Origin of the sequence: Streptomyces sp. NPDC017520 (genome assembly GCF_044329855.1) — a bacterium.
Classification (GTDB): domain Bacteria; phylum Actinomycetota; class Actinomycetes; order Streptomycetales; family Streptomycetaceae; genus Streptomyces.
In genome coordinates this window covers 103,283-121,799 of record NZ_JBIRKB010000018.1, presented here as the reverse complement: position 1 = coordinate 121,799, position 18,517 = coordinate 103,283, and the positions used below count along the sequence as shown (strand labels likewise).

Annotated in this window: 20 protein-coding genes; 15 read left to right on the top strand and 5 right to left on the bottom strand. The window is 72.2% G+C overall.

The window, feature by feature from the left end:
• Positions 1 to 51: 51 nt before the first annotated feature.
• The gene (locus ACH4KB_RS31955; RefSeq protein WP_398069554.1) at positions 52 to 831 is read right to left on the bottom strand and encodes an SDR family NAD(P)-dependent oxidoreductase; all 780 of its coding nucleotides are present in this window, start codon (positions 829 to 831) and stop codon (positions 52 to 54) included.
• Between the two features lie 123 nt (positions 832 to 954).
• Positions 955 to 1,596 (bottom strand): TetR/AcrR family transcriptional regulator, encoded by a 642-nt coding sequence (locus tag ACH4KB_RS31950; protein ID WP_398069552.1) that lies wholly within the window; start codon positions 1,594 to 1,596, stop codon positions 955 to 957.
• Between the two features lie 244 nt (positions 1,597 to 1,840).
• Here ACH4KB_RS31950 and ACH4KB_RS31945 point away from each other — a divergent pair, with 244 nt between their 5' ends.
• The gene (locus ACH4KB_RS31945) at positions 1,841 to 2,758 is read left to right on the top strand and encodes a DMT family transporter (protein WP_398069550.1); all 918 of its coding nucleotides are present in this window, start codon (positions 1,841 to 1,843) and stop codon (positions 2,756 to 2,758) included.
• An 89-nt stretch (positions 2,759 to 2,847) separates the two neighbouring features.
• On the opposite strand, the gene ACH4KB_RS31940 is transcribed toward ACH4KB_RS31945, so the two are convergent.
• Positions 2,848 to 3,051 carry a hypothetical protein gene (locus ACH4KB_RS31940; protein ID WP_018961410.1) on the bottom strand — a complete coding sequence of 68 codons (204 nt, stop codon included), beginning with the start codon at positions 3,049 to 3,051 and terminating at the stop codon, positions 2,848 to 2,850.
• Positions 3,052 to 3,196: 145 nt separating this feature from the next.
• Between ACH4KB_RS31940 and ACH4KB_RS31935 the strand changes: the two genes are divergently transcribed.
• The 3 genes from ACH4KB_RS31935 to ACH4KB_RS31925 all read left to right on the top strand — a co-directional run bounded on the left by ACH4KB_RS31935 (position 3,197) and on the right by ACH4KB_RS31925 (position 6,544).
• Complete coding sequence (locus ACH4KB_RS31935; RefSeq protein ID WP_398069548.1) at positions 3,197 to 4,417, top strand: sensor histidine kinase; 1,221 nt, start codon at positions 3,197 to 3,199, stop codon at positions 4,415 to 4,417.
• 172 nt (positions 4,418 to 4,589) lie between these two features.
• Positions 4,590 to 5,339 (top strand): response regulator, encoded by a 750-nt coding sequence (locus tag ACH4KB_RS31930; protein WP_398069546.1) that lies wholly within the window; start codon positions 4,590 to 4,592, stop codon positions 5,337 to 5,339.
• A 32-nt stretch (positions 5,340 to 5,371) separates the two neighbouring features.
• The gene (locus ACH4KB_RS31925) at positions 5,372 to 6,544 is read left to right on the top strand and encodes a cytochrome P450 (protein ID WP_398069544.1); all 1,173 of its coding nucleotides are present in this window, start codon (positions 5,372 to 5,374) and stop codon (positions 6,542 to 6,544) included.
• Positions 6,545 to 6,590: 46 nt separating this feature from the next.
• On the opposite strand, the gene ACH4KB_RS31920 is transcribed toward ACH4KB_RS31925, so the two are convergent.
• Positions 6,591 to 7,610: a Gfo/Idh/MocA family oxidoreductase gene (locus ACH4KB_RS31920; protein WP_398069542.1), complete on the bottom strand. Its 1,020-nt coding sequence runs from the start codon at positions 7,608 to 7,610 to the stop codon at positions 6,591 to 6,593.
• A 131-nt stretch (positions 7,611 to 7,741) separates the two neighbouring features.
• Here ACH4KB_RS31920 and ACH4KB_RS31915 point away from each other — a divergent pair, with 131 nt between their 5' ends.
• From ACH4KB_RS31915 to ACH4KB_RS31865, 11 genes are all read left to right on the top strand, one after another.
• Positions 7,742 to 8,500: a GntR family transcriptional regulator gene (locus ACH4KB_RS31915; RefSeq protein WP_398069540.1), complete on the top strand. Its 759-nt coding sequence runs from the start codon at positions 7,742 to 7,744 to the stop codon at positions 8,498 to 8,500.
• Between the two features lie 285 nt (positions 8,501 to 8,785).
• Entirely contained in the window at positions 8,786 to 9,766 is a 981-nt protein-coding gene (locus tag ACH4KB_RS31910; RefSeq protein ID WP_398069538.1) for a sugar ABC transporter substrate-binding protein, read from the top strand.
• On the top strand, positions 9,763 to 10,809 hold the full coding sequence (locus tag ACH4KB_RS31905) for an ABC transporter permease (RefSeq protein WP_398069536.1): 1,047 nt from the start codon (positions 9,763 to 9,765) through the stop codon (positions 10,807 to 10,809). Before ACH4KB_RS31910 ends, ACH4KB_RS31905 begins: the two co-directional genes overlap by 4 nt.
• Positions 10,806 to 11,666: an ATP-binding cassette domain-containing protein gene (locus ACH4KB_RS31900; protein WP_398069534.1), complete on the top strand. Its 861-nt coding sequence runs from the start codon at positions 10,806 to 10,808 to the stop codon at positions 11,664 to 11,666. Before ACH4KB_RS31905 ends, ACH4KB_RS31900 begins: the two co-directional genes overlap by 4 nt.
• A 133-nt stretch (positions 11,667 to 11,799) precedes the next feature.
• Positions 11,800 to 12,966: an ROK family glucokinase gene (locus ACH4KB_RS31895; protein ID WP_398069532.1), complete on the top strand. Its 1,167-nt coding sequence runs from the start codon at positions 11,800 to 11,802 to the stop codon at positions 12,964 to 12,966.
• Positions 12,967 to 13,037: 71 nt separating this feature from the next.
• A complete protein-coding gene (locus tag ACH4KB_RS31890) occupies positions 13,038 to 13,634 on the top strand; it encodes a hypothetical protein (protein ID WP_398069530.1) in 597 nt (198 codons plus the stop codon).
• A gap of 126 nt (positions 13,635 to 13,760) precedes the next feature.
• Positions 13,761 to 14,225 (top strand): DUF1772 domain-containing protein, encoded by a 465-nt coding sequence (locus ACH4KB_RS31885; RefSeq protein ID WP_398069528.1) that lies wholly within the window; start codon positions 13,761 to 13,763, stop codon positions 14,223 to 14,225.
• 135 nt (positions 14,226 to 14,360) lie between these two features.
• Complete coding sequence (locus ACH4KB_RS31880; RefSeq protein WP_398069526.1) at positions 14,361 to 15,188, top strand: NAD(P)H-binding protein; 828 nt, start codon at positions 14,361 to 14,363, stop codon at positions 15,186 to 15,188.
• Between the two features lie 141 nt (positions 15,189 to 15,329).
• Positions 15,330 to 15,965, top strand: coding sequence for a hemerythrin domain-containing protein (locus tag ACH4KB_RS31875; protein WP_398069524.1), 636 nt, complete (start codon positions 15,330 to 15,332; stop codon positions 15,963 to 15,965).
• Between the two features lie 60 nt (positions 15,966 to 16,025).
• Positions 16,026 to 16,538, top strand: coding sequence for an anthrone oxygenase family protein (locus ACH4KB_RS31870; protein WP_398069522.1), 513 nt, complete (start codon positions 16,026 to 16,028; stop codon positions 16,536 to 16,538).
• A gap of 187 nt (positions 16,539 to 16,725) precedes the next feature.
• Entirely contained in the window at positions 16,726 to 17,718 is a 993-nt protein-coding gene (locus ACH4KB_RS31865; RefSeq protein ID WP_398069520.1) for an AraC family transcriptional regulator, read from the top strand.
• Here the strand turns inward: ACH4KB_RS31865 and ACH4KB_RS31860 are convergent.
• Positions 17,708 to 18,475 carry a 4'-phosphopantetheinyl transferase gene (locus ACH4KB_RS31860; protein WP_398069518.1) on the bottom strand — a complete coding sequence of 256 codons (768 nt, stop codon included), beginning with the start codon at positions 18,473 to 18,475 and terminating at the stop codon, positions 17,708 to 17,710. The two genes, ACH4KB_RS31865 and ACH4KB_RS31860, sit on opposite strands and share 11 nt — an antisense overlap.
• Positions 18,476 to 18,517: the final 42 nt, after the last annotated feature.

Here is an 18,517-nt window from a genome sequence, read left to right as displayed (position 1 = left end):
GTACGGGAGACTCGTGCGCCGGGCGGTGGGGCAGCTCGGGCCGGGGACCGCTCAGGCCGCGTGGCCGCCGTCCACGACGAGCTCCGTGCCCGTGATGAACCCCGCCTCCGCGCTCGTGAGGTACGCGACGAGCGAGGCGACCTCCTCCGTCGTGCCGAAGCGGCCCAGGGCCGTCGCCGCGCGCTGGCCCTCGGCGAACGGCCCGTCGGCCGGGTTGAGATCGGTGTCCACGGGCCCGGGCTGGACCAGGTTCACCGTGATGCCGCGCGGCCCCAGCTCCCGGGCGAGCGGCTTGGTCAGCCCGACCAGGGCGGACTTGCTGAGCGCGTAGAGGGTGGAGCCCGGCCCGCCCGCGTACCGACTCAGGGCGGTCCCCACGGAGACGATGCGGCCACCGTCGGCCAGCCGCTCCGCCGCCGCCCGGCAGGCCAGGAAGACCGCCCGCACGTTCACCGCCAGCGTCCGGTCCACCTCCGGCCCGGCGAGCGCGGAGATCGGACCGAGGACGCCGATGCCGGCGTTGTTGACCAGGATGTCGAGCCGGCCGAGCGCGTCCGTCGCCCGGTGCACGGCTTCGGCGCCCGCGTCGGCGTCCGCCGCGTCGCAGCGCAGGGCGACGCCCCGGCGGCCGAAGCCCTCGATCTTCTCGACGACCGCACGGGCCGCTTCCTCGTCCTGGACATAGGTGACGGCGACGTCCGCGCCGTCCTGGGCGAGCCGCAGCGCGATCGCGGCGCCGATGCCCCGGCTGCCCCCGGTGACCAGGGCGGCCCGGGCCTGGAGGCCGGTGGTAACGGTGGTGGGGGCGGGGGTGGGCAGGGTGCTGGACATGGCCGGTTCCTTTGCTGAGGGACGCCGTCGCTTCGACGACATCCCCCAGCAAACGCGGGCCGGGGCCCGCGCACCGGCGGGTATCGGACGCCCACGGCCGCCGGGTTCGGCAGCCCGGTCCGCCTACCGTGCGGGCAGCAGTGCGGGATCCGTCGCCGCGGCCCGCAGCCGGACCAGGATGGCCCGCGCCGCCTTCTCGTAGCCGAGGTTGTTGTTCTGGAGCACCGACTCGGCGTTGGCCAGCTCCAGCAGGGCGATCACCTCGAACGCCAGCTGGCACACGTCGGTGTCCCCGGCCAGCTCCCCGGCGGACCTGGCCTCCTCGATCGTCTGCTCCACGAAGGTGACCCAGCCGGTCTGCGCGGACGCCAGGGCGTCGTGCACCCTGCCGCCGCGGGCGTCGAACTCGGCGGTGGCGGCGTAGAAGAAGCAACCGCCCCGGAAAACCCGCTCGCGGGAGTACGCGATCCACGCCTCGCACAGCCGCCAGACCCGTCCGAGCCCCGGCGGCACCGACCGGGTGGGGCGCAGCACATGGTCGACGTATATGGCCACCGCCCCCCGCACGGTGGCCAGCTGGAGCCCCTCCTTCGAGCCGAACAGGGCGAACACTCCGCTCTTGCTCAGCCCCAGTTCGGTGGCCAGCCGCCCCAGCGACAGGCCCTCCAGCCCTTCGACCGAGGCGATCTGCACCGCCCGCCCCAGGATCAACTGCCGGGTCTGGTTCCCCCGCTCGACCCGCCCGTCCGCTCTCAACGACGTCATGTGACCACTCCGTGCCTCAGAGTTATCGAGGCGTCAGTCTAGGGAGCGGTGGCGCGGCCGAAGGACCCTCCGCCGTCCGGCCGAACGGCTCGACCGCCGCTGACCACGGGTAATGCCCCGGGACGATCCGAGCGTTGAGACAGGTGTACCTTTTTCCGGAGTCCAGCGGATAGCGTGATCGCTCCGCGTGCGAGCCGGTGAGGTCTCCACAACACGTTCCGTGGAGATCAACAGGAGGATCCAGGTGTCCGCTGTCGCCGTGCCCACCCTCGCACCCCCGCGCCGCGCCTGGGCCACCGATCTGCCCGTGCTGGCGGTCGCCGCCGTCTGGGGCGCCAGCTACCTCGCCGCCAAGGGCATCACCACCGCCCACACGGTCGTCGCCGTCCTCGTCCTGCGCTTCGCGATCGTGCTGCCGGTGCTCGTGGCCACCGGATGGCGCAGGCTGCGGGCGCTGACCGGTGCGCAGTGGCGGGGCGCGGGACTGCTGGGCCTGGTGCTGAGCGGGATCTTCCTGCTGGAGACGTACGGGGTGGTGCACACCTCCGCCACCAACGCCGGGCTGATCATCAGCCTCACCATGATCTTCACGCCGTTGGCCGAGGCCGCCGTGACCCGCGTGCGCCCGTCGGCCGGATTCGTCGCCGCGGCCGGGCTCTCCGTGGCCGGAGTGGTCCTGCTGACCCAGGGCGGCGGGTTCACGAGCCCCTCGGGCGGCGACCTCCTGATGCTCCTCGCCGCTCTCGCCCGGACCGTCCATGTCCTGGCCATGGCCAGGATCAAGGCCGTCCAGGACGCCGACTCGCTCTCCCTCACCACCGTCCAGCTCGGGGCCGCGGTCGCCGTCTTCGCCGTGCTCGCCGCCGTCCCCGGCACCGGCGCGTCGCCGTGGAGCGCGGCGGCGGACTTCGGCGTCCAGGAGTGGGCGGGCCTGGTCTTCCTCTCGGTGTTCTGCACGCTGTTCGCGTTCTTCGTGCAGATGTGGTCCGTACGCCGCACCTCGCCGTCCCGGGTCAGCCTGCTGCTCGGTACGGAACCGCTGTGGGCCGCCGCCGTCGGCATCGGCTTCGGTGGCGAACGGCTCGGACTGCTCGGCGCCGCCGGGGCGGTTCTCGTCCTGGCGGGCACCGCGTGGGGCCGGCGCGGCGCGGACCGGACCTGATCACCGCCGTCAGGACGTGTTTGCCGGCGTCAGGACGTGATCGCCGCAGTCAGGACGCGTTCACCGCCGTAAGGACCTGATCGCCGCCGTCAGGACTTGATCGAGTCCGCGGCGATCATCACGGCCGCGCCCGCCACGATCAGCACGATGTTGACGAACAGCCCCCGGTCGCTGAGGAAGTCGATCCGCCGCACCACCGTCCACAGCCGGAACCAGCCCGTCCACTCGTACAGCAGCCCGCCGGCGCCCTGGGCGAAGACGAGGAACCCGATCGTCTCGACGATTTTCTTCATGGGCCGAGCCTCCCGCCCGCCCCGCACCCGCCGCGTCGGCCACCGGTCCCGTCCGCCGCGCCGAAAGTAGCCGGTCCCACGACTTTGGTCGCTCCCTCGTCGCGCAGGGCCCCTCCGGGCTTACCGGCTGCGTAACTTTGTCGATATGACGCGCACCGAGTACCGCTGGCTGCTCCCCTCGGCCATGGCCGATCCCGAGCTGCCCGGCGACCGGCCGCGGGCGCGGCGCACCGTCCGGGACTGGGCCGTCGACATCACGGCCTTCCTCTGTGCCGCGGGCGTCGGCCTGCTGACGCTCGCCGCGATCGACGCCGACGACACCACGGCGGACGTCTTCGTCTTCGTCGACTCGGTGATCGGCGCGGCGGCCTGCTGCGCCCTCTGGCTCCGACGACGCTGGCCCGTCGGGCTCGCCGCCGTACTGACCGTCGTCTGCATCGTCGAACCCGTGGCCGCCGGGGCGCTGATGGTGGCCCTCTTCAGTCTGGCTGTGCACCGCCCCTTCAAACCGGTGGCGATCGTCGGCGCGGGCGCGCTGATCGTGGCCCCCCTGCAACCGCTCCTGCGCCCCGACCCCGCGACGAGCTTCCTCGCCTCGGCCATTTTCGGGGTCCTGCTGATCCTGCTGGTGCTCAGTTGGGGCATGGTCGTACGCTCCCGGCGCCAGCTCGTCCTCTCCCTCCGCGAACGGGCCCGCCGCGCCGAGGCCGAGGCGGCGCTGCGCGCAGAACAGGCCCAGCGCCTGGCCCGGGAAGCCATCGCCCGCGAGATGCACGACGTCCTGGCCCACCGGCTGACCCTGCTCAGCGTGCACGCCGGGGCCCTCGAATTCCGGCCCGACGCCCCCGGCGCCGAGGTGGCCCGGGCCGCCGGCGTCATCCGGGACAGTGCCCACGAGGCCCTCCAGGACCTCCGCGAGATCATCGGCGTCCTGCGCGGGCCCGGCGACACCGACGAGGGCGACCGGCCGCAGCCCACCCTCGCCACCCTGGACGCCCTCATCGCCGAGTCCCGGCTCGCGGGCATGAAGGTCGCCGTCGACAACCGGGTCGCCGAACCCCAGGACGCCCCCGCCGCCACCGGCCGCACGGTCTACCGGATCGCCCAGGAGTGTCTGACCAACGCACGCAAGCACGCGCCCGGCACCGAGGTCTCCCTCACCGTGACGGGCGGCCCCGGCGAAGGGCTCACCATCGAGGTGGAGAACCCCGCCCCCACCGAACCCTTCGAGCGGGTCCCGGGATCGGGTCAGGGGCTCATCGGCCTCACCGAACGCGCCACGCTCGCCGGCGGTGGGCTGGAGCACGGCCCGACGGAGGACGGCGGCTTCGCGGTCCGGGCCCGCCTGCCGTGGCCCGCCGCGTGACGCCCCGGGGCGGCGCGGGGCCCCGCCGGAGGCCCGGGACCGTGACCCGTGCCCGGAGGACCGTGGCCGTGATGTGCTCCCGAAGGCCCGTGGCCATGACGCGTGCCCGGAGGACCGGGACCGCGACGCCCGCCGTACGGGGCCCGCTCACCGGCTGGCTACGGTGGCCGTCATGAACACCCCGGCGTCCCCGACCTCCCCGGCGTCCCCCACGCCCCCACCCGTCCGGCTGCTGATCGTCGACGACGACCCGCTGGTCCGGGCCGGACTGACCCTGATGCTCGGCGGCGACGAGGGCATCGACATCGTGGGGGAGGGCGCGGACGGCGACGAGGTCGAGGAACTGGTCGAACGACTGCACCCGGACGTGGTGTTGATGGACATCCGGATGCCGGTCATGGACGGACTCACCGCCACCGAACGGCTGCGCCGCCGGCCGGGAGCACCCGAAGTCGTCGTCCTCACCACATTCCACGCGGACGAACAGGTGCTCCGGGCCATCCGGGCCGGGGCGGCAGGATTCGTCCTGAAAGACACCCCGCCGGCCCGGATCGTCGATTCGGTCCGCCGGGTCGCCGCCGGCGACCCGGTGCTCTCGCCCGCCGTCACCCGCCAGTTGATGGCGCGTGCCGCCGGCGGCGGACACGACGACCGGGCCGGCCGCACCGACCGTGCACGCAGGCGATTGGACCAACTCGCCGAGCGGGAGAAGGAAGTGGCCGTCGCCGTCGGACGCGGTGGCTCCAACGCGGAGATCGCGGGCTCCCTCTACCTCAGTGTCGCGACGGTCAAGACCCACGTCTCCAGGATTCTCGCCAAACTCGAACTGAACAACCGTGTCCAGATCGCGCTGTTGGTCCATGACGCGGGGCTCCTCGACACGGACGGGACGGACGCGGAGGGCGGGGGCGGCCTACGCTGACCGGACCTGACCGGAAGAGGGGGCTGACCACCATGGCTGTGCTCGATCTGCGCGACCTGCCGGACTTCACCGCGAACCCCTATCCGTACTACGCGAAGCTGCGGGCCGAGGGGCCGGTGCACGCCGTGCGCACCGAGGAGATGGAGCGCATCTGGCTGGTCGTCGGTTACGCGGAGGCCCGCGCCGCTCTCGCCGACCAGCGGCTCGGCAAGGACTGGCGGACCAGCGGACGCTGGGAGGCGTCGGACGCTGTGATCAGCGCCAACATGCTGGAGCTGGACGCCCCGCACCACACCCGGCTGCGCCGGCTGGTCAGCCGCGAGTTCACCGCCCGGCGCATCGAGGCGCTGCGCCCGCGCGTCACCGAGATCACCGGCGACCTCCTCGACGCCATGGCGCCCCGGGGCTCCGCGGACCTGGTGGACGCGCTGGCCTTCCCGCTGCCGATGACCGTGATCTGCGAACTCCTCGGCGTCCCGGACATCGACCGGGACGCCTTCCGGACACTCTCCAGCGGCATCGTCACCCCCACCCCGGAGCAGCGGGACGCCGACCCGGCCGGTGCGATGGGCGCCTACCTCGTCGAACTCATCGAGAACAAACGCCGTTCGCCCGGCGACGACCTGCTGAGCGGGCTGATCCGGACAGGGGAGGAGGACGGCGAGAGCCTCTCCTCCGCCGAACTGGTCGGCATGGCCTTCCTGTTGCTGGTCGCCGGTCACGAGACCACCGTCAATCTGATCGCCAACGGCGTCCGTGCCCTGCTCGACCACCCCGACCAGCTCGCCCTGCTGCGCGCCGACCCCGGGCTGCTCGACAACGCGGTCGAGGAGATGCTGCGCTACGACGGACCGGTGGAGACCGCCACCTTCCGCTTCGCCCGGGAGCCGGTGACGATCGGCGACACCGTCATCCGTGCCGACGAGCCGGTCCTCGTCGCCCTGGCCTCCGCCGACCGCGACCCCGTCCGCTTCTCCGACCCGGACACCTTCGACATCCGCCGCGAGCCCCAGGGGCACCTGGGCTTCGGCCACGGCGCGCACTACTGCCTGGGCGCGCCGCTCGCCCGGATGGAGGCCCGCATAGCGATCGGCGCCCTGCTGGAACGCTTCCCCGACCTCGCCCGCGACCCGTCGGGCGGCGAGCTGGACTGGCTGCCCGGTCTGCTGATGCGCGGAGCGCGGGGGCTGCCGGTGCGCTGGTGAGGCCGCGGGGGCCGCTGGTCCTCCCGGTCGGCTGGTGACGGCCGGTTCAGCCGCCGGGGATCTCCGTCATCGCCACCGGCCGTCGTTCGCGACGGGAGACCTCGCACGCCTCGGCGATCCGCAGGGCGTGCAGGGCGTCCCGCCCGTCGCACGGATTGGCCAGTTCACCGCGGGCCACCCGCAGGAACGCGTCCAGTTCCGCCTCGTACGCCGGGGCGAACCGTTCCAGGAACCCCGGCCAGGGCTTCGCCGGTGCGCCGGGACCACCGGGCTCGGCCGAGGTCAGCGGCGTACGGTCATCCAGGCCGACGGCGATCTGGTCCCGTTCGCCGGCCAGCTCCATCCGTACGTCGTACCCGGCTCCGTTGCACCGGGTCGCGGTGGCGGTGGCGAGCGTCCCGTCGTCGAGGGTGAGCAGGGCGGTGGCCGTGTCCACGTCCCCGGCCTCCCGGAACATCGCGGGTCCGGAGTCCGAGCCGGTGGCGTACACCTCGCTCACCTCGCGGCCCGTCACCCAGCGCAGGATGTCGAAGTCGTGGACCAGGCAGTCGCGGTACAGCCCGCCCGAGAGCGGGAGGTAGGCGGCGGGCGGCGGGGCCGGGTCGGAGGTGACCGTGCGCACGGTGTGCAGCCGGCCGAGCCTTCCCTCCCGTACGGCGGCCCTGGCCTCGCCGTACCCGGCGTCGAAGCGGCGCATGAAGCCGAGCTGGAGGACGCTGCCCGCCGCCTCGACCTCCGCGAGCGCGGCGAGGGTGCCCGGCAGGTCCAGGGCGATCGGCTTCTCGCAGAAGACGGGCAGTCCGGCGCGGGCGGCGCGTGCGATGAGCCCGGCATGGGCCGAGGTCGCCGAACAGATCACCACGGCGTCGGGCGGGCCCCCGGCGGCGTCCTCCCCGGCGAACAGGCCGTCCACCGGGACCGCTGTCGCCCCCGTCCGCGCCGCGGCTCCGGCCGCCCGCTCCGGGTCCGCGTCCGCCAGCAGCAGGGCGTCCACGGCGGGGTGACGGCTCAGCACCTCCGCATGGAATGTGCCGATCCGTCCCGTTCCGATCAGTCCGATGCGCATGGGCCCCAAGGTGACGTTCGCCCGGTCATCATGTCAAGCGTTTGTCCTGACAAATGGCGGCCGCACCGATCGGCGGCTCCCCGCCCCCGTACGCCATGGCTTTGTCCGGACAAGCGAACTACGCTCGCCCCGTGACCGCACATGGATCCGACCGGCCGCTGCCGCTGAGCGTGGACCGCACCAGCCCGGTGCCGCTCTACTTCCAGCTGGCACAGCAGCTGGAGGCCGCCGTGGAGCAGGGCCGGCTGGCCCCGGGCACCCTCCTCGGGAACGAGATCGACCTCGCCGCCCGCCTCGGCCTGTCCCGGCCGACCGTCCGCCAGGCCATCCAGTCGCTCGTCGACAAGGGCCTGATGGTCCGCCGCCGGGGAGTCGGCACCCAGGTCGTGCACAGCAAGGTCCGCCGGCCGCTGGAGCTCAGCTCGCTCTACGACGACCTGGAGGCGGCCGGCCAGCGCCCCGCCACCAGCGTCCTGCGCAACACCACCGAACCGGCCACCGCCGAGGTCGCCGCCGCGCTCGGCGTCGCCGAGGGGAGCGAGGTCCACCTCGTCGAACGGCTGCGCAGCGCCCACGGCGAACCGATGGCCCTCCTGCGCAACCACCTGCCCCCCGGGCTGCTGCCCCTGCGCAGGGAGGAGCTGGAGTCCACCGGCCTCTACCGGCTGATGCGGGCGTCCGGCGTCACCCTCCACAGTGCCCGCCAGACCGTCGGCGCGCGCGCCGCGGACGACCGGCAGGCGCGGGTGCTGGCGGAGCCCGTGGGCGCTCCGTTGCTGACGATGGAGCGCACGACGTACGACGACACCGGCCGGGTCGTCGAGTTCGGCTCGCACGTATACCGGGCGGAGCGGTACGCCTTCGAGTTCCAGCTCCTGGTACGTGCCTGAGCTCATCCAGCCCGTCCGGCGCTTGAGGACGGAACCGTCCCGTGCACACGGGTTGCGCTCGGTGGGTCCTGTGCCCCAGGCTCCTGTGTCCGTCGGGCCCACCCACGCAAGGGGTCCGTCCTCAAACGCCGGACGGGCTGGGGGTGCGGGAACCTAGGGGCGGGCCTCGGGGATACTTGGGCAGCCGGGCCGGGACCGTACACTCCCCGGCCCCGTCAAGCAGCACAGCGAGCAGCAGTAGAAGGGCACGGCGTCGTGGCAAGGGTTCGGACAGGGGTACGCGCGATGGGCGCCGTGCTGGCAGTGGTGCTGGGCGCCTCCCTCACGGGATGCAGCAGCACCGGCGGCAAGCGCGCCGAGGAGCGCGCGGCCGCCGCGGCCGAGGGGCGGGCCGCGGTGAACACACCGCGCTGGACCTTCGCCATGGTCACCCACTCGGGCGACGGCGACACCTTCTGGGACATCGTCCAGAAGGGTGCCGAGCAGGCGGCCCTCAAGGACAACATCAACTTCCTCTACTCGCACAACGACGAGGCCAACCAGCAGGCCCAGCTCGTCCAGACCGCGATCGACAAGAAGGTCGACGGGCTGATCGTCTCGCTGGCCAAGCCGGACGCCATGAAGGCCGTGGTCGCCAAGGCCGTCAAGGCCGGCATCCCCGTCGTCACCGTGAACTCCGGCTCCGCGGAGTCCAAGGAATTCGGCGCGCTCACCCACATCGGCCAGGACGAGTCGATCGCCGGCGAGGCCGTCGGCGACGAGCTGAACAGCCGGAACCGCGAGAAGGCCCTGTGCGTCCTGCACGAACAGGGCAACGTGGGCCACGAGCAGCGCTGCGCCGGGGCGAAGAAGACCTTCGACGGCACGATGCAGAACCTGTACGTCGACGGCACCAACATGCCCGACGTCACCGCGTCCATCGAGGCCAAGCTCCAGTCCGACAAGAGCATCGACGCGGTCGTCACCCTCGGCGCCCCCTTCGCCGACGCCGCCGTCCAGGCCAAGCAGACGGCGGGCAGCAAGGCCGAGATCGACACCTTCGACCTCAACGCCAAGGTCGCCACCGGCCTCCAGAGCGACAAGCTCGGCTTCGCCGTCGACCAGCAGCCCTACCTCCAGGGCTACCAGGCCGTCGACCTGCTCTGGCTCTACCGCTACAACCGCAACGTCCTCGGCGGCGGCCTGCCCGTCCTCACCGGCCCGCAGATCATCACCAAGGACGACGCCGACGCCCTGGCCGACTACACCAAGCGGGGCACGCGATGAGCGGCTCCACCGCCGCCCCCGACCAGCTGGACGAGCGGCTCGTCCGCACCTCACCGCTGCGCAAGCTGCTCGGCCGCCCCGAACTCGGCTCGGTCGTCGGCGCGGCGGCCGTCTTCCTCTTCTTCGCGATCGTCGCCGACAGCTTCCTCCAGGCCTCCAGCTTCGGCACCGTGCTGTACGCGGCCTCCGTCCTCGGCATCATGGCCGCGCCGGTCGCGCTGCTGATGATCGGCGGCGAGTTCGACCTCTCCGCCGGGGTCATGGTGACCAGCTCCGCGCTGATCTCCTCGATGTTCAGCTACCAGATGACGGCCAACGTCTGGGTCGGCGTCTTCGTGTCGCTGCTGGTCACGCTCGCCATCGGCGCGTTCAACGGCTTCATGCTGACCCGCACCAAACTGCCGAGCTTCATCATCACGCTCGGCACGTTCCTGATGCTGACCGGTCTGAACCTCGGCTTCACCAAGCTGATCAGCGGCACCGTCTCCACCAAGGGCATCGGCGACATGGAGGGCTTCGACTCGGCCCGCGCGCTGTTCGCCTCGACGCTGACCCTCGGCGGGGTCGAGTTCAAGGTGACGATCCTGTGGTGGGCGGCGCTCGTCGGCGTCGCCACCTGGATCCTCCTCCGTACCCGCTTCGGCAACTGGATCTTCGCCGTCGGCGGCGAGGCCGACGCGGCCCGCGCGGTCGGCGTCCCGGTCATCCGCACCAAGATCGGGCTCTATCTGGGCGTCGCCTTCGCCGCCTGGGTCTCCGGCCAGCACCTGCTGTTCAGCTACGACGTCGTCCAGTCCGGCGAGGGCGTCGGCAACGAGCTGACGTACATCATCGCCGCCGTCATCGGCGGCTGTCTGATCACCGGCGGCTACGGCTCCGCGATCGGCTCGGCCGTCGGCGCCTTCATCTTCGGCATGACCAGCAAGGGCATCGTGTACGCCGAGTGGAACCCGGACTGGTTCAAATTCTTCCTGGGAGCGATGCTGCTCCTGGCCACCCTGCTCAACGCGTGGGTGCGCAAGCGCGCGGAGGCGACGGCATGACGGCCACCCCTGAAGACCGCGCCGGAGCGGCGACCGCGGGACCGCTGGTCGAGCTGGACGACGTGTCCAAGTTCTACGGGAACATCAAGGCCCTGGAGCACGTCTCGCTGGAGGTTCACGCGGGTGAGATCACCTGCGTCCTCGGCGACAACGGCGCCGGCAAGTCCACCCTCATCAAGATCATCGCGGGGCTGCACCGGCACGACGCCGGACGCTTCCTGATCGAGGGGGAGGAGACCACCCTCGCCAACCCGCGCGACGCCCTGGACCGGGGCATCGCCACCGTCTACCAGGACCTCGCCGTCGTCCCGCTGATGCCGGTCTGGCGGAACTTCTTCCTCGGCTCCGAGCCCACCGTCGGCTTCGGCCCCTTCAAGCGCCTCGACGTCCAGAAGATGCGGGAGACCACCCGTACCGAACTGCTGCGCATGGGCATCGACCTGCGCGACGTCGACCAGCCCATCGGCACCCTGTCCGGCGGCGAGCGCCAGTGCGTGGCCATCGCCCGCGCCGTCTACTTCGGCGCGAAGGTCCTGGTCCTGGACGAGCCGACCGCAGCCCTCGGCGTCAAGCAGTCCGGCGTGGTCCTCAAGTACGTGGCGGCCGCCCGCGACGCCGGCCTCGGCGTGGTCCTCATCACGCACAACCCGCACCACGCCCACCTCGTCGGCGACCGCTTCATCCTCCTCAAGCGCGGCGCCATGTCCGGCAGCCACACCAAGGACGACGTCACGCTGGACGAGCTGACCCGGCAGATGGCGGGCGGCAGCGAGCTGGAGGAGCTCAGCCACGAGCTGGAACGCACCCCGGCCCCCACCCTCCCGGGCGCCCCCGGCGCGAAGGACGGGACGCCCTGAGCGGCGACCGCCCCGGCGCGGCCGACCCGGCCCACGGGCCCCCCGGGGCCGGGCAGTGGCAGAATCGAGCCCGGCGGGCGCCGTCCGCCGCCGGCCGCGACAGCGGCCCGGCCCCCCAGACCCCGCAGGGACGATGAGCACGTACCGCGACTTCGCACACCGCGGCTCCGCCCGCGCCACCGTCCTCAAGACCGTCGGCACCAAGGAACGCCGCTCGCACCTCTCCGCCCCCCGGGTCCCCACGGTCGGGATCGACATCGGCGGCACCAAGGTCATGGCGGGCGTCGTCGACGCCGACGGCAACATCCTGGAACAGCTCCGCACCGAGACGCCCGACAAGTCCAAGAGCCCCAAGGTCGTCGAGGACACCATCGTCGAACTGGTCCTCGACCTCTCCGACCGCCACGACGTCCACGCGGTGGGCATCGGCGCGGCGGGCTGGGTGGACGCCGACCGCTCCAAGGTGCTGTTCGCCCCGCACCTCGCCTGGCGCGACGAGCCCCTGCGGGACGCGATCGCGTCCCGCCTGGTCGTCCCCGTCATGGTCGACAACGACGCCAACACCGCCGCCTGGGCGGAATGGCGCTTCGGGGCGGGTCGCGGCGAGGACCATCTCGTCATGATCACCCTCGGTACGGGCATCGGCGGCGCGATCCTGGAGGACGGCCAGGTCAAGCGCGGCAAGTACGGCGTGGCCGGTGAGTTCGGCCACATGCAGGTCGTGCCCTCGGGCCACCGCTGCCCGTGCGGCAACCGGGGCTGCTGGGAGCAGTACAGCTCCGGCAACGCCCTGGTCCGCGAGGCCCGTGAGCTGGCCGCCGCCGACTCACCGGTCGCGCACTACCTGCTGGACCGGGTGAAGGGGAACATCCCCGACATCACCGGGCCGCTCATCACCGAACTGGCCCGCGAGGGCGACGCGATGTGCATCGAGCTGCTCCAGGACATCGGCCAGTGGCTCGGCATCGGCATCGCCAATCTGGCCGCGGCGCTCGACCCCTCCTGCTTCGTCATCGGAGGCGGCGTCAGCGCCGCCGACGACCTGCTGATCAACCCCGCCAGGGACGCCTTCAAGCGTCACCTCACCGGCCGCGGCTACCGCCCCGAGGCCCGGATCGCGAAGGCACAGCTCGGCCCCGAGGCGGGTATGGTCGGCGCCGCGGACCTGGCCCGGCTGGTCGCCCGCCGATTCCGCCGGGCCAACCGGCGGCGCGTCGAGCGGTACGAGCGGTACGCCCAGATCTACGACCAGGCGGCGAGCACCATCCGCAACACGCGGGCCACCCGTACCGCTGACTGAACCGCAGCCGCCCCTTCCGGCGTCCACCCTTCAGTACGCCGTCACCGCAGCACCTTGAGGACCACCTGATCATGATCGCAGCCGAGCACCCCGTGGTGCCGCACCAGTCGGAGTCCCCGGGCGACGGCGGGGGCAAGCCGCCCGAGGACCCGCGGCACGTGTTCAAGCGGCGTTTCATCACCGCGACGATCATCGTGCTGCTGATCGGCATCCCGGCCGGCTACCTGCTGATCTCGGCCGGTCAGAGCCGCCGCTCGGGCCAGGACAAGGAGGCCGAGGCGGCCGCCGTGGGCCTCCGGGAGGGCTGGCCCTCCAAGATGCAGCGCCGGATCTTCGAGATCCCGATCCCCGGCAACGGGCAGGGCGTCCAGTACTACGAGACGAACAACTGGAAAGCCAGCCGGATGTACGCGAAGTTCCGGACGACCTCCGCCGGGCTCGACCGCTTCCTGACCGGGGTGGGCACCGGACGCGCGGCGCTGGAGCCCGACACGATCGACATCAGCTCCCGGGACATCAACATCACCGGCTGGTCCTTCGGCCCGGGCGAGGAGTGGGCCAGCACCACGCACAAGAACAAGAAGCCCCGCCCGACCCAGAACATCACCGTCAATATGACCGATCCGGCCAGCCCGGTCGTGTACGTGGTCTCGGCGGCGACCCCTTGACGCCCCGCCGCCCGGCGGGCGTACCAGAGTGCGCGGACCGCCGGTAGCCGAGAATCGGCCGCGCGGCCCCCGCTCGTCTCAAAGACAACCTGCGAAGAGGCGTTCCGGGAGACGATGATGATCGCTATGCCGGAAGTTCTGGAGATCCTCGCCCTCGCCTGTACCGGTCTGTACGCCGGATACATGCTCGCCTTCCTGTCGGGTGTCATGCCCGCTCTCAAGGAGGTGGACGACGCGTCGTTCACCCTGATCATGCGGACGGTGAACCGGAAGGTTCCCGGTCCGCTCTTCCTCGTTCTCTTCCTCGGGTCGCTCGCCTTCCCCGTGGCCTCGTTCTTCGTCGAGCCGGACGGGCGGGTGGGCGGCGACACGGCCCTGGTGGGCGTCGCGGCCGTCTGTGCGCTGGTGGGCCACCTCGTCACCTCGGGCGGCAACGTCCCGCTGAACAACGCCCTGGAGTCGTCGAAGGGGCGGGGTGACGAGCGGAGCGCTCGTACGGCGTTCGAGGGCCGGTGGAACGCTCTGCACGCCCTGCGCACACTGCTGGCCGCCGCCGCATTCGTCCTGGTCGCCGTGGCTGTCACCGGATGAAACGGTGCCCCGGTTCCGTGGTCGCGGCTCCGTGCCTCCGTGCCTACGTGAAGCGCCGACGAGATGAGACGATGGCGAATGAAATTGAGTCTGTGAGCTATTCAACGTCTGAGTTCCGGAGACTTTAATGAAGTCATGAGCATTCATGGACAGAACACAGCGCCCATCCTCGTCATCGGCGGCACCGGCAAGACCGGGCGGCGCGTCGTGGAGCGACTGGAGACGCTGGGCCGCCCGGCCCGCGTCGGCTCGCGCTCCAGCGAGATCCCCTTCGTCTGGGAGGACGAGAGCACCTGGGAGGCCGCTCTCGACGGAGTCTCCGCGGTCTACGTCACGTACTACCCGGACCTGGCCTTCCCCGGCGCCAAGGAGGCCATCGGGCGGTTCGCCGCCGTCGCGGTGGAGCGGGGCGTCAAGCGCCTCGTGCTCCTCTCCGGCCGGGGCGAGGAAGGGGCGGTCGCCAGCGAGGACGCCCTCAAGGCGTCGGGTTGCGACTGGACCGTCGTCCGCTGCAACTGGTTCAACCAGAACTTCAGCGAGAGCTTCTTCCTCGACCCGGTCCTCTCCGGCGAGCTGGCGCTGCCGACCGGTGACGCCGTCGAGCCCTTCGTGGACGCCGACGACATCGCCGACGTCGCGGTCGCCGCACTCACCGACGACCGCCACATCGGCAAGACGTACGAGCTGTCCGGACCACGCCTGCTGAGCTTCGACGACGTGGCGCGCGAGTTGTCGGCCGCCACCGGCCGGACCGTCACCTACATCCCGGTCAGTGCCGACGACTACCGCGCGGCGCTCCGGGAGCTGGGCGAGCCGGAGGAGTTCGCCGATCTTTTCACGCTGATCGTCGACGGCCGCAACGCCAGCATCGTGCACGGCGTCCGCGAAGCGCTCGGGCGGGAGCCCAAGGACTTCGCGGACTACGCCAAGGAGGCGGCGGCAGGCGGGGCCTGGAACGCCTGACCGCTCTGCTTCCGCACAGCGGTGGTCCGCCGACCGGGGAGCCGGCCGGCGGACCGCCCTGTCGACCGCGTGTCGCCACATACTGACAAGTCGGGGGTCCGGCAGCGCAGCGCCGGAACGCCCGGAGAAAAGAGGGACGCGATGGACGGGCCGGCGTGGGAGGGCAGAGGTGTGGGCGCGCTGCCCCGCCACCTCCGCGGATTCGCGCAGACGCATCTCGCGCTGCGACGTGACTCCCGCCGACTGGTAGCCGCGGTGCCGTTGTTGACTCCGGCCGGAGTGCCCGCGGTCGCGGAGTGGTGGCGGCAGTTCCGCGCCATCGTCGACTGGCACCACCGTACCGAGGACGAGATCCTCTGGCCGGGCCTGATCGAGCACGCGCCCGAGATCGCCGCCGGATCGCACCTCATGGTCCAGGACCACGTGGCCCTCGACGACTCCATGCTCCGGGTGACCCGGGCCCTGGAGACGGGCCGGGCCGAGGCGCTGGACGGCCCCGCCGGCAGGTTCGACTCGGTGCTCCACCAGCACCTGCACGAGGAGGAGCAGCTGACGTTCCCGGTCTTCGCCCGAGTGCCGCCGGACGTGTTCACCGCTCTGGAACGCCGGGTCCTGGCCGCGGCTCCCTTCGGCGTCAAGCGGATCCTGCCGCCATGGCTGCTCGACGGACTCCCCGACCCGGACGGGGTGATGCCGGGCCCGGTACGGCTGATCGGCCGCACGCTGCTCCTGAAGCGCTACCGCCGTTCCGTGACAGGACTGTTGGAACCCACCTGAGCCGGACCCGCGCCCCTCCGGAGCCGGCGGCCCGTACCACCGAACGAGCGGAGAGACACCATGAGCCCAGCCTCCTCCCGTCCCGAACCCGTCCTCCTCGCCGCGACCGTCGGCACCGGTCTGATGGCCGGGCTGTACCTCGCCTTCGACGTCGGCGTGATGCCCGCGCTGGCGCGCCGCGACGACGAGGGATTCGTCAGCGCGATGCGCCGGGCCAACGACGCCCTCGACGACAGGACCTCCTTCGGGGCCCTCTTCCTCGGGGTGTTCGTGGCCACCGGTGTCGCCGCCCGTCGGCTCCGCCGCGCCGAGCAGGGCGAAGCCGCCCGGCGAGCCAGGGTCGCCGCGGTGCTCTACGGGCTCAGCATCGCGGTGACCATCGGCGTCAACCTGCCGCTGAACCGTCGGCTCCGGAACGCTCCCGCGGCACCGTCGGCGGCGGTGCGAGCCGCCCGGACCGCCTACGAGCGGCCGTGGCGGACCGCCAACGCCGTCCGTACGGCCGCCTGCCTGGGGGCCCTCGCGCTGCTCGGTGACGCGGCCAGGCGGCGGGTGGCCGGCCGGACACGGTGATGGGGGAGGTGGCGAGCGGAGAATCGGGAACCGCCGTCCGCTCCGGGCCGTTGGCAGGAGGCACCGGGCAGGACGACCGACCTCCCGGGACCGGTCCGCGCGGTGATCGGCCCTCCCCACGAGGGCGGCGGCCGGAGCCGGGCCGACCCGCGGGACCACGATGGCGAAACGGTATGAGGTGACTGTGGTGGATGCGTTCAGCGGCCTGCTGGGAAGTCCCAAGGCCCGGGGAGCATTTCTGCTCAAATCCGTGTTCAACCCCCCGTGGGGCCTACGCGTCGAGGACCGTGCGCCGCTGTCGCTCGTCACCTTGCTGCACGGGTCGGCGTGGGTGCTCCGCGAAGGCGGCGAACCGGTCAAGCTGGCCGCCGGGGATGTCGCCGTCCTGCGCGGCCCCGCGCCGTACACCCTCGTCGACGACCCGGCCACGTCGCCCGGCGTCACGGTCGCCCCCGAGCAGAGATGCAGCACCACCGACGGCGAGGACGTCACGGAGACGATGTCGCTGGGCGTGCGGACCTGGGGCGAACCCCACCGCACCGGCTCCACGGTGATGTTGAGCGGCACCTACCAGGCGCCCAACGAGGTGGGGCGCCGGCTGCTGTCGAGCCTGCCCGCACTGCTGGTGCAGCCCGCGTCGGCCGCCCGGACGCCACTGATCGGCATGCTGGCGGCCGAGATGGACCAGGAGGACATCGGCCAGGAGGTGGTCCTGGACCGGCTGCTGGATCTGCTGTTGATCAATGTGCTGCGCTCCTGGCTGATCGAGCCCGGCACGGGGGCGCCGCTCTGGTTCCGCGCCCAGAGCGACCCCGTGGTCGGCCGGGCGCTGATGCTGCTGCACGACCGGCCGAGCGAGCCGTGGACGGTCGCCTCGCTCGCCTCCGCCGTCGAGGTCTCCCGGGCCAAGCTGGCACGTCACTTCACCGAGCTGGTCGGCGAGCCGCCGATGTCCTACCTGACCGGGTGGCGGCTCACGCTCGCCTCCGACCTGTTGCGGGACCCGGATCTGTCGGTCGCCAGGATCGCCGAACAGGTCGGGTACTCGGGGCCGTTCGCGCTGAGCGCCGCGTTCAAACGCGAACGCGGCGTCAGCCCGCAGGAGTACCGCCGGGGCAAGCGCTCGGAGGCGGGCCTGGCCATCGGGTCCGACAGCCGGACTGTGTTGCTCAGACGCTGAGCCGCACCGTCGGCCGTGGCGGCTCCGGAATCCGAGTCCCGACGCCCGCCACGGCCACGGCCGTGAGCAACAGCCCGTCCCCGACATACCAGCGGCCGGTGTACGGGTACGCGCCTCGCGCCGGATGCGGCACACCGCCTCCGGCGTTGGTCGCGCGCGCGCCGACGGGTCGCCGACGCGCCGGGGGCGGTTGCGTGCGCTCCGGACGTACCGAGGCTGTGAACAGGCCGTCGGCGGTGAACGCCACCTCGATGGCACGGGTCCCGATCCAGCGGGCCGTTGCCGGGTGCCAGGCCTTGTAGACGGACTCCTTCGCGCTGAACAGCAGCCGGTCCCAGGGAACGTCGGGACGGATACCGGACAGCTCCGCCACCCCGCGCCGTTCCGGCCCCGTCGCCACGAGGTCCAGCACACCGGGAGGCAGAGGCAGGGCCCGTTCGGCGTCCACGCCGAGCGCCGCCCACACCTCGGTGCGCGCCGCCACCGCACCCCGGTAGCCGGCACAGTGCGTGATGCTCCCGACGACACCGGACGGCCACACCGGGCCGCCCTCCGCCGTGCGCAGCAACGGGCCGTACGGCAGAGCGAGTTGTTCCAGGCAGTCATGGGCGCAGGATCGCGCGGCGGCAAAGCGGCGGACGGTCGCCTCGGGCCGTCCGCGCAGGAGCGCCAGCTCCCGGGGGTCGGGCAGGCGGGGCAGCTCGTCGTCGAACGCCTCCGCCCGCGCGACCCCCTCGGGGAGGACCTGTTCGATCACGGCCGGAGATCCGCCCGGAGCGCACCGAGGACGGCCGGGCGG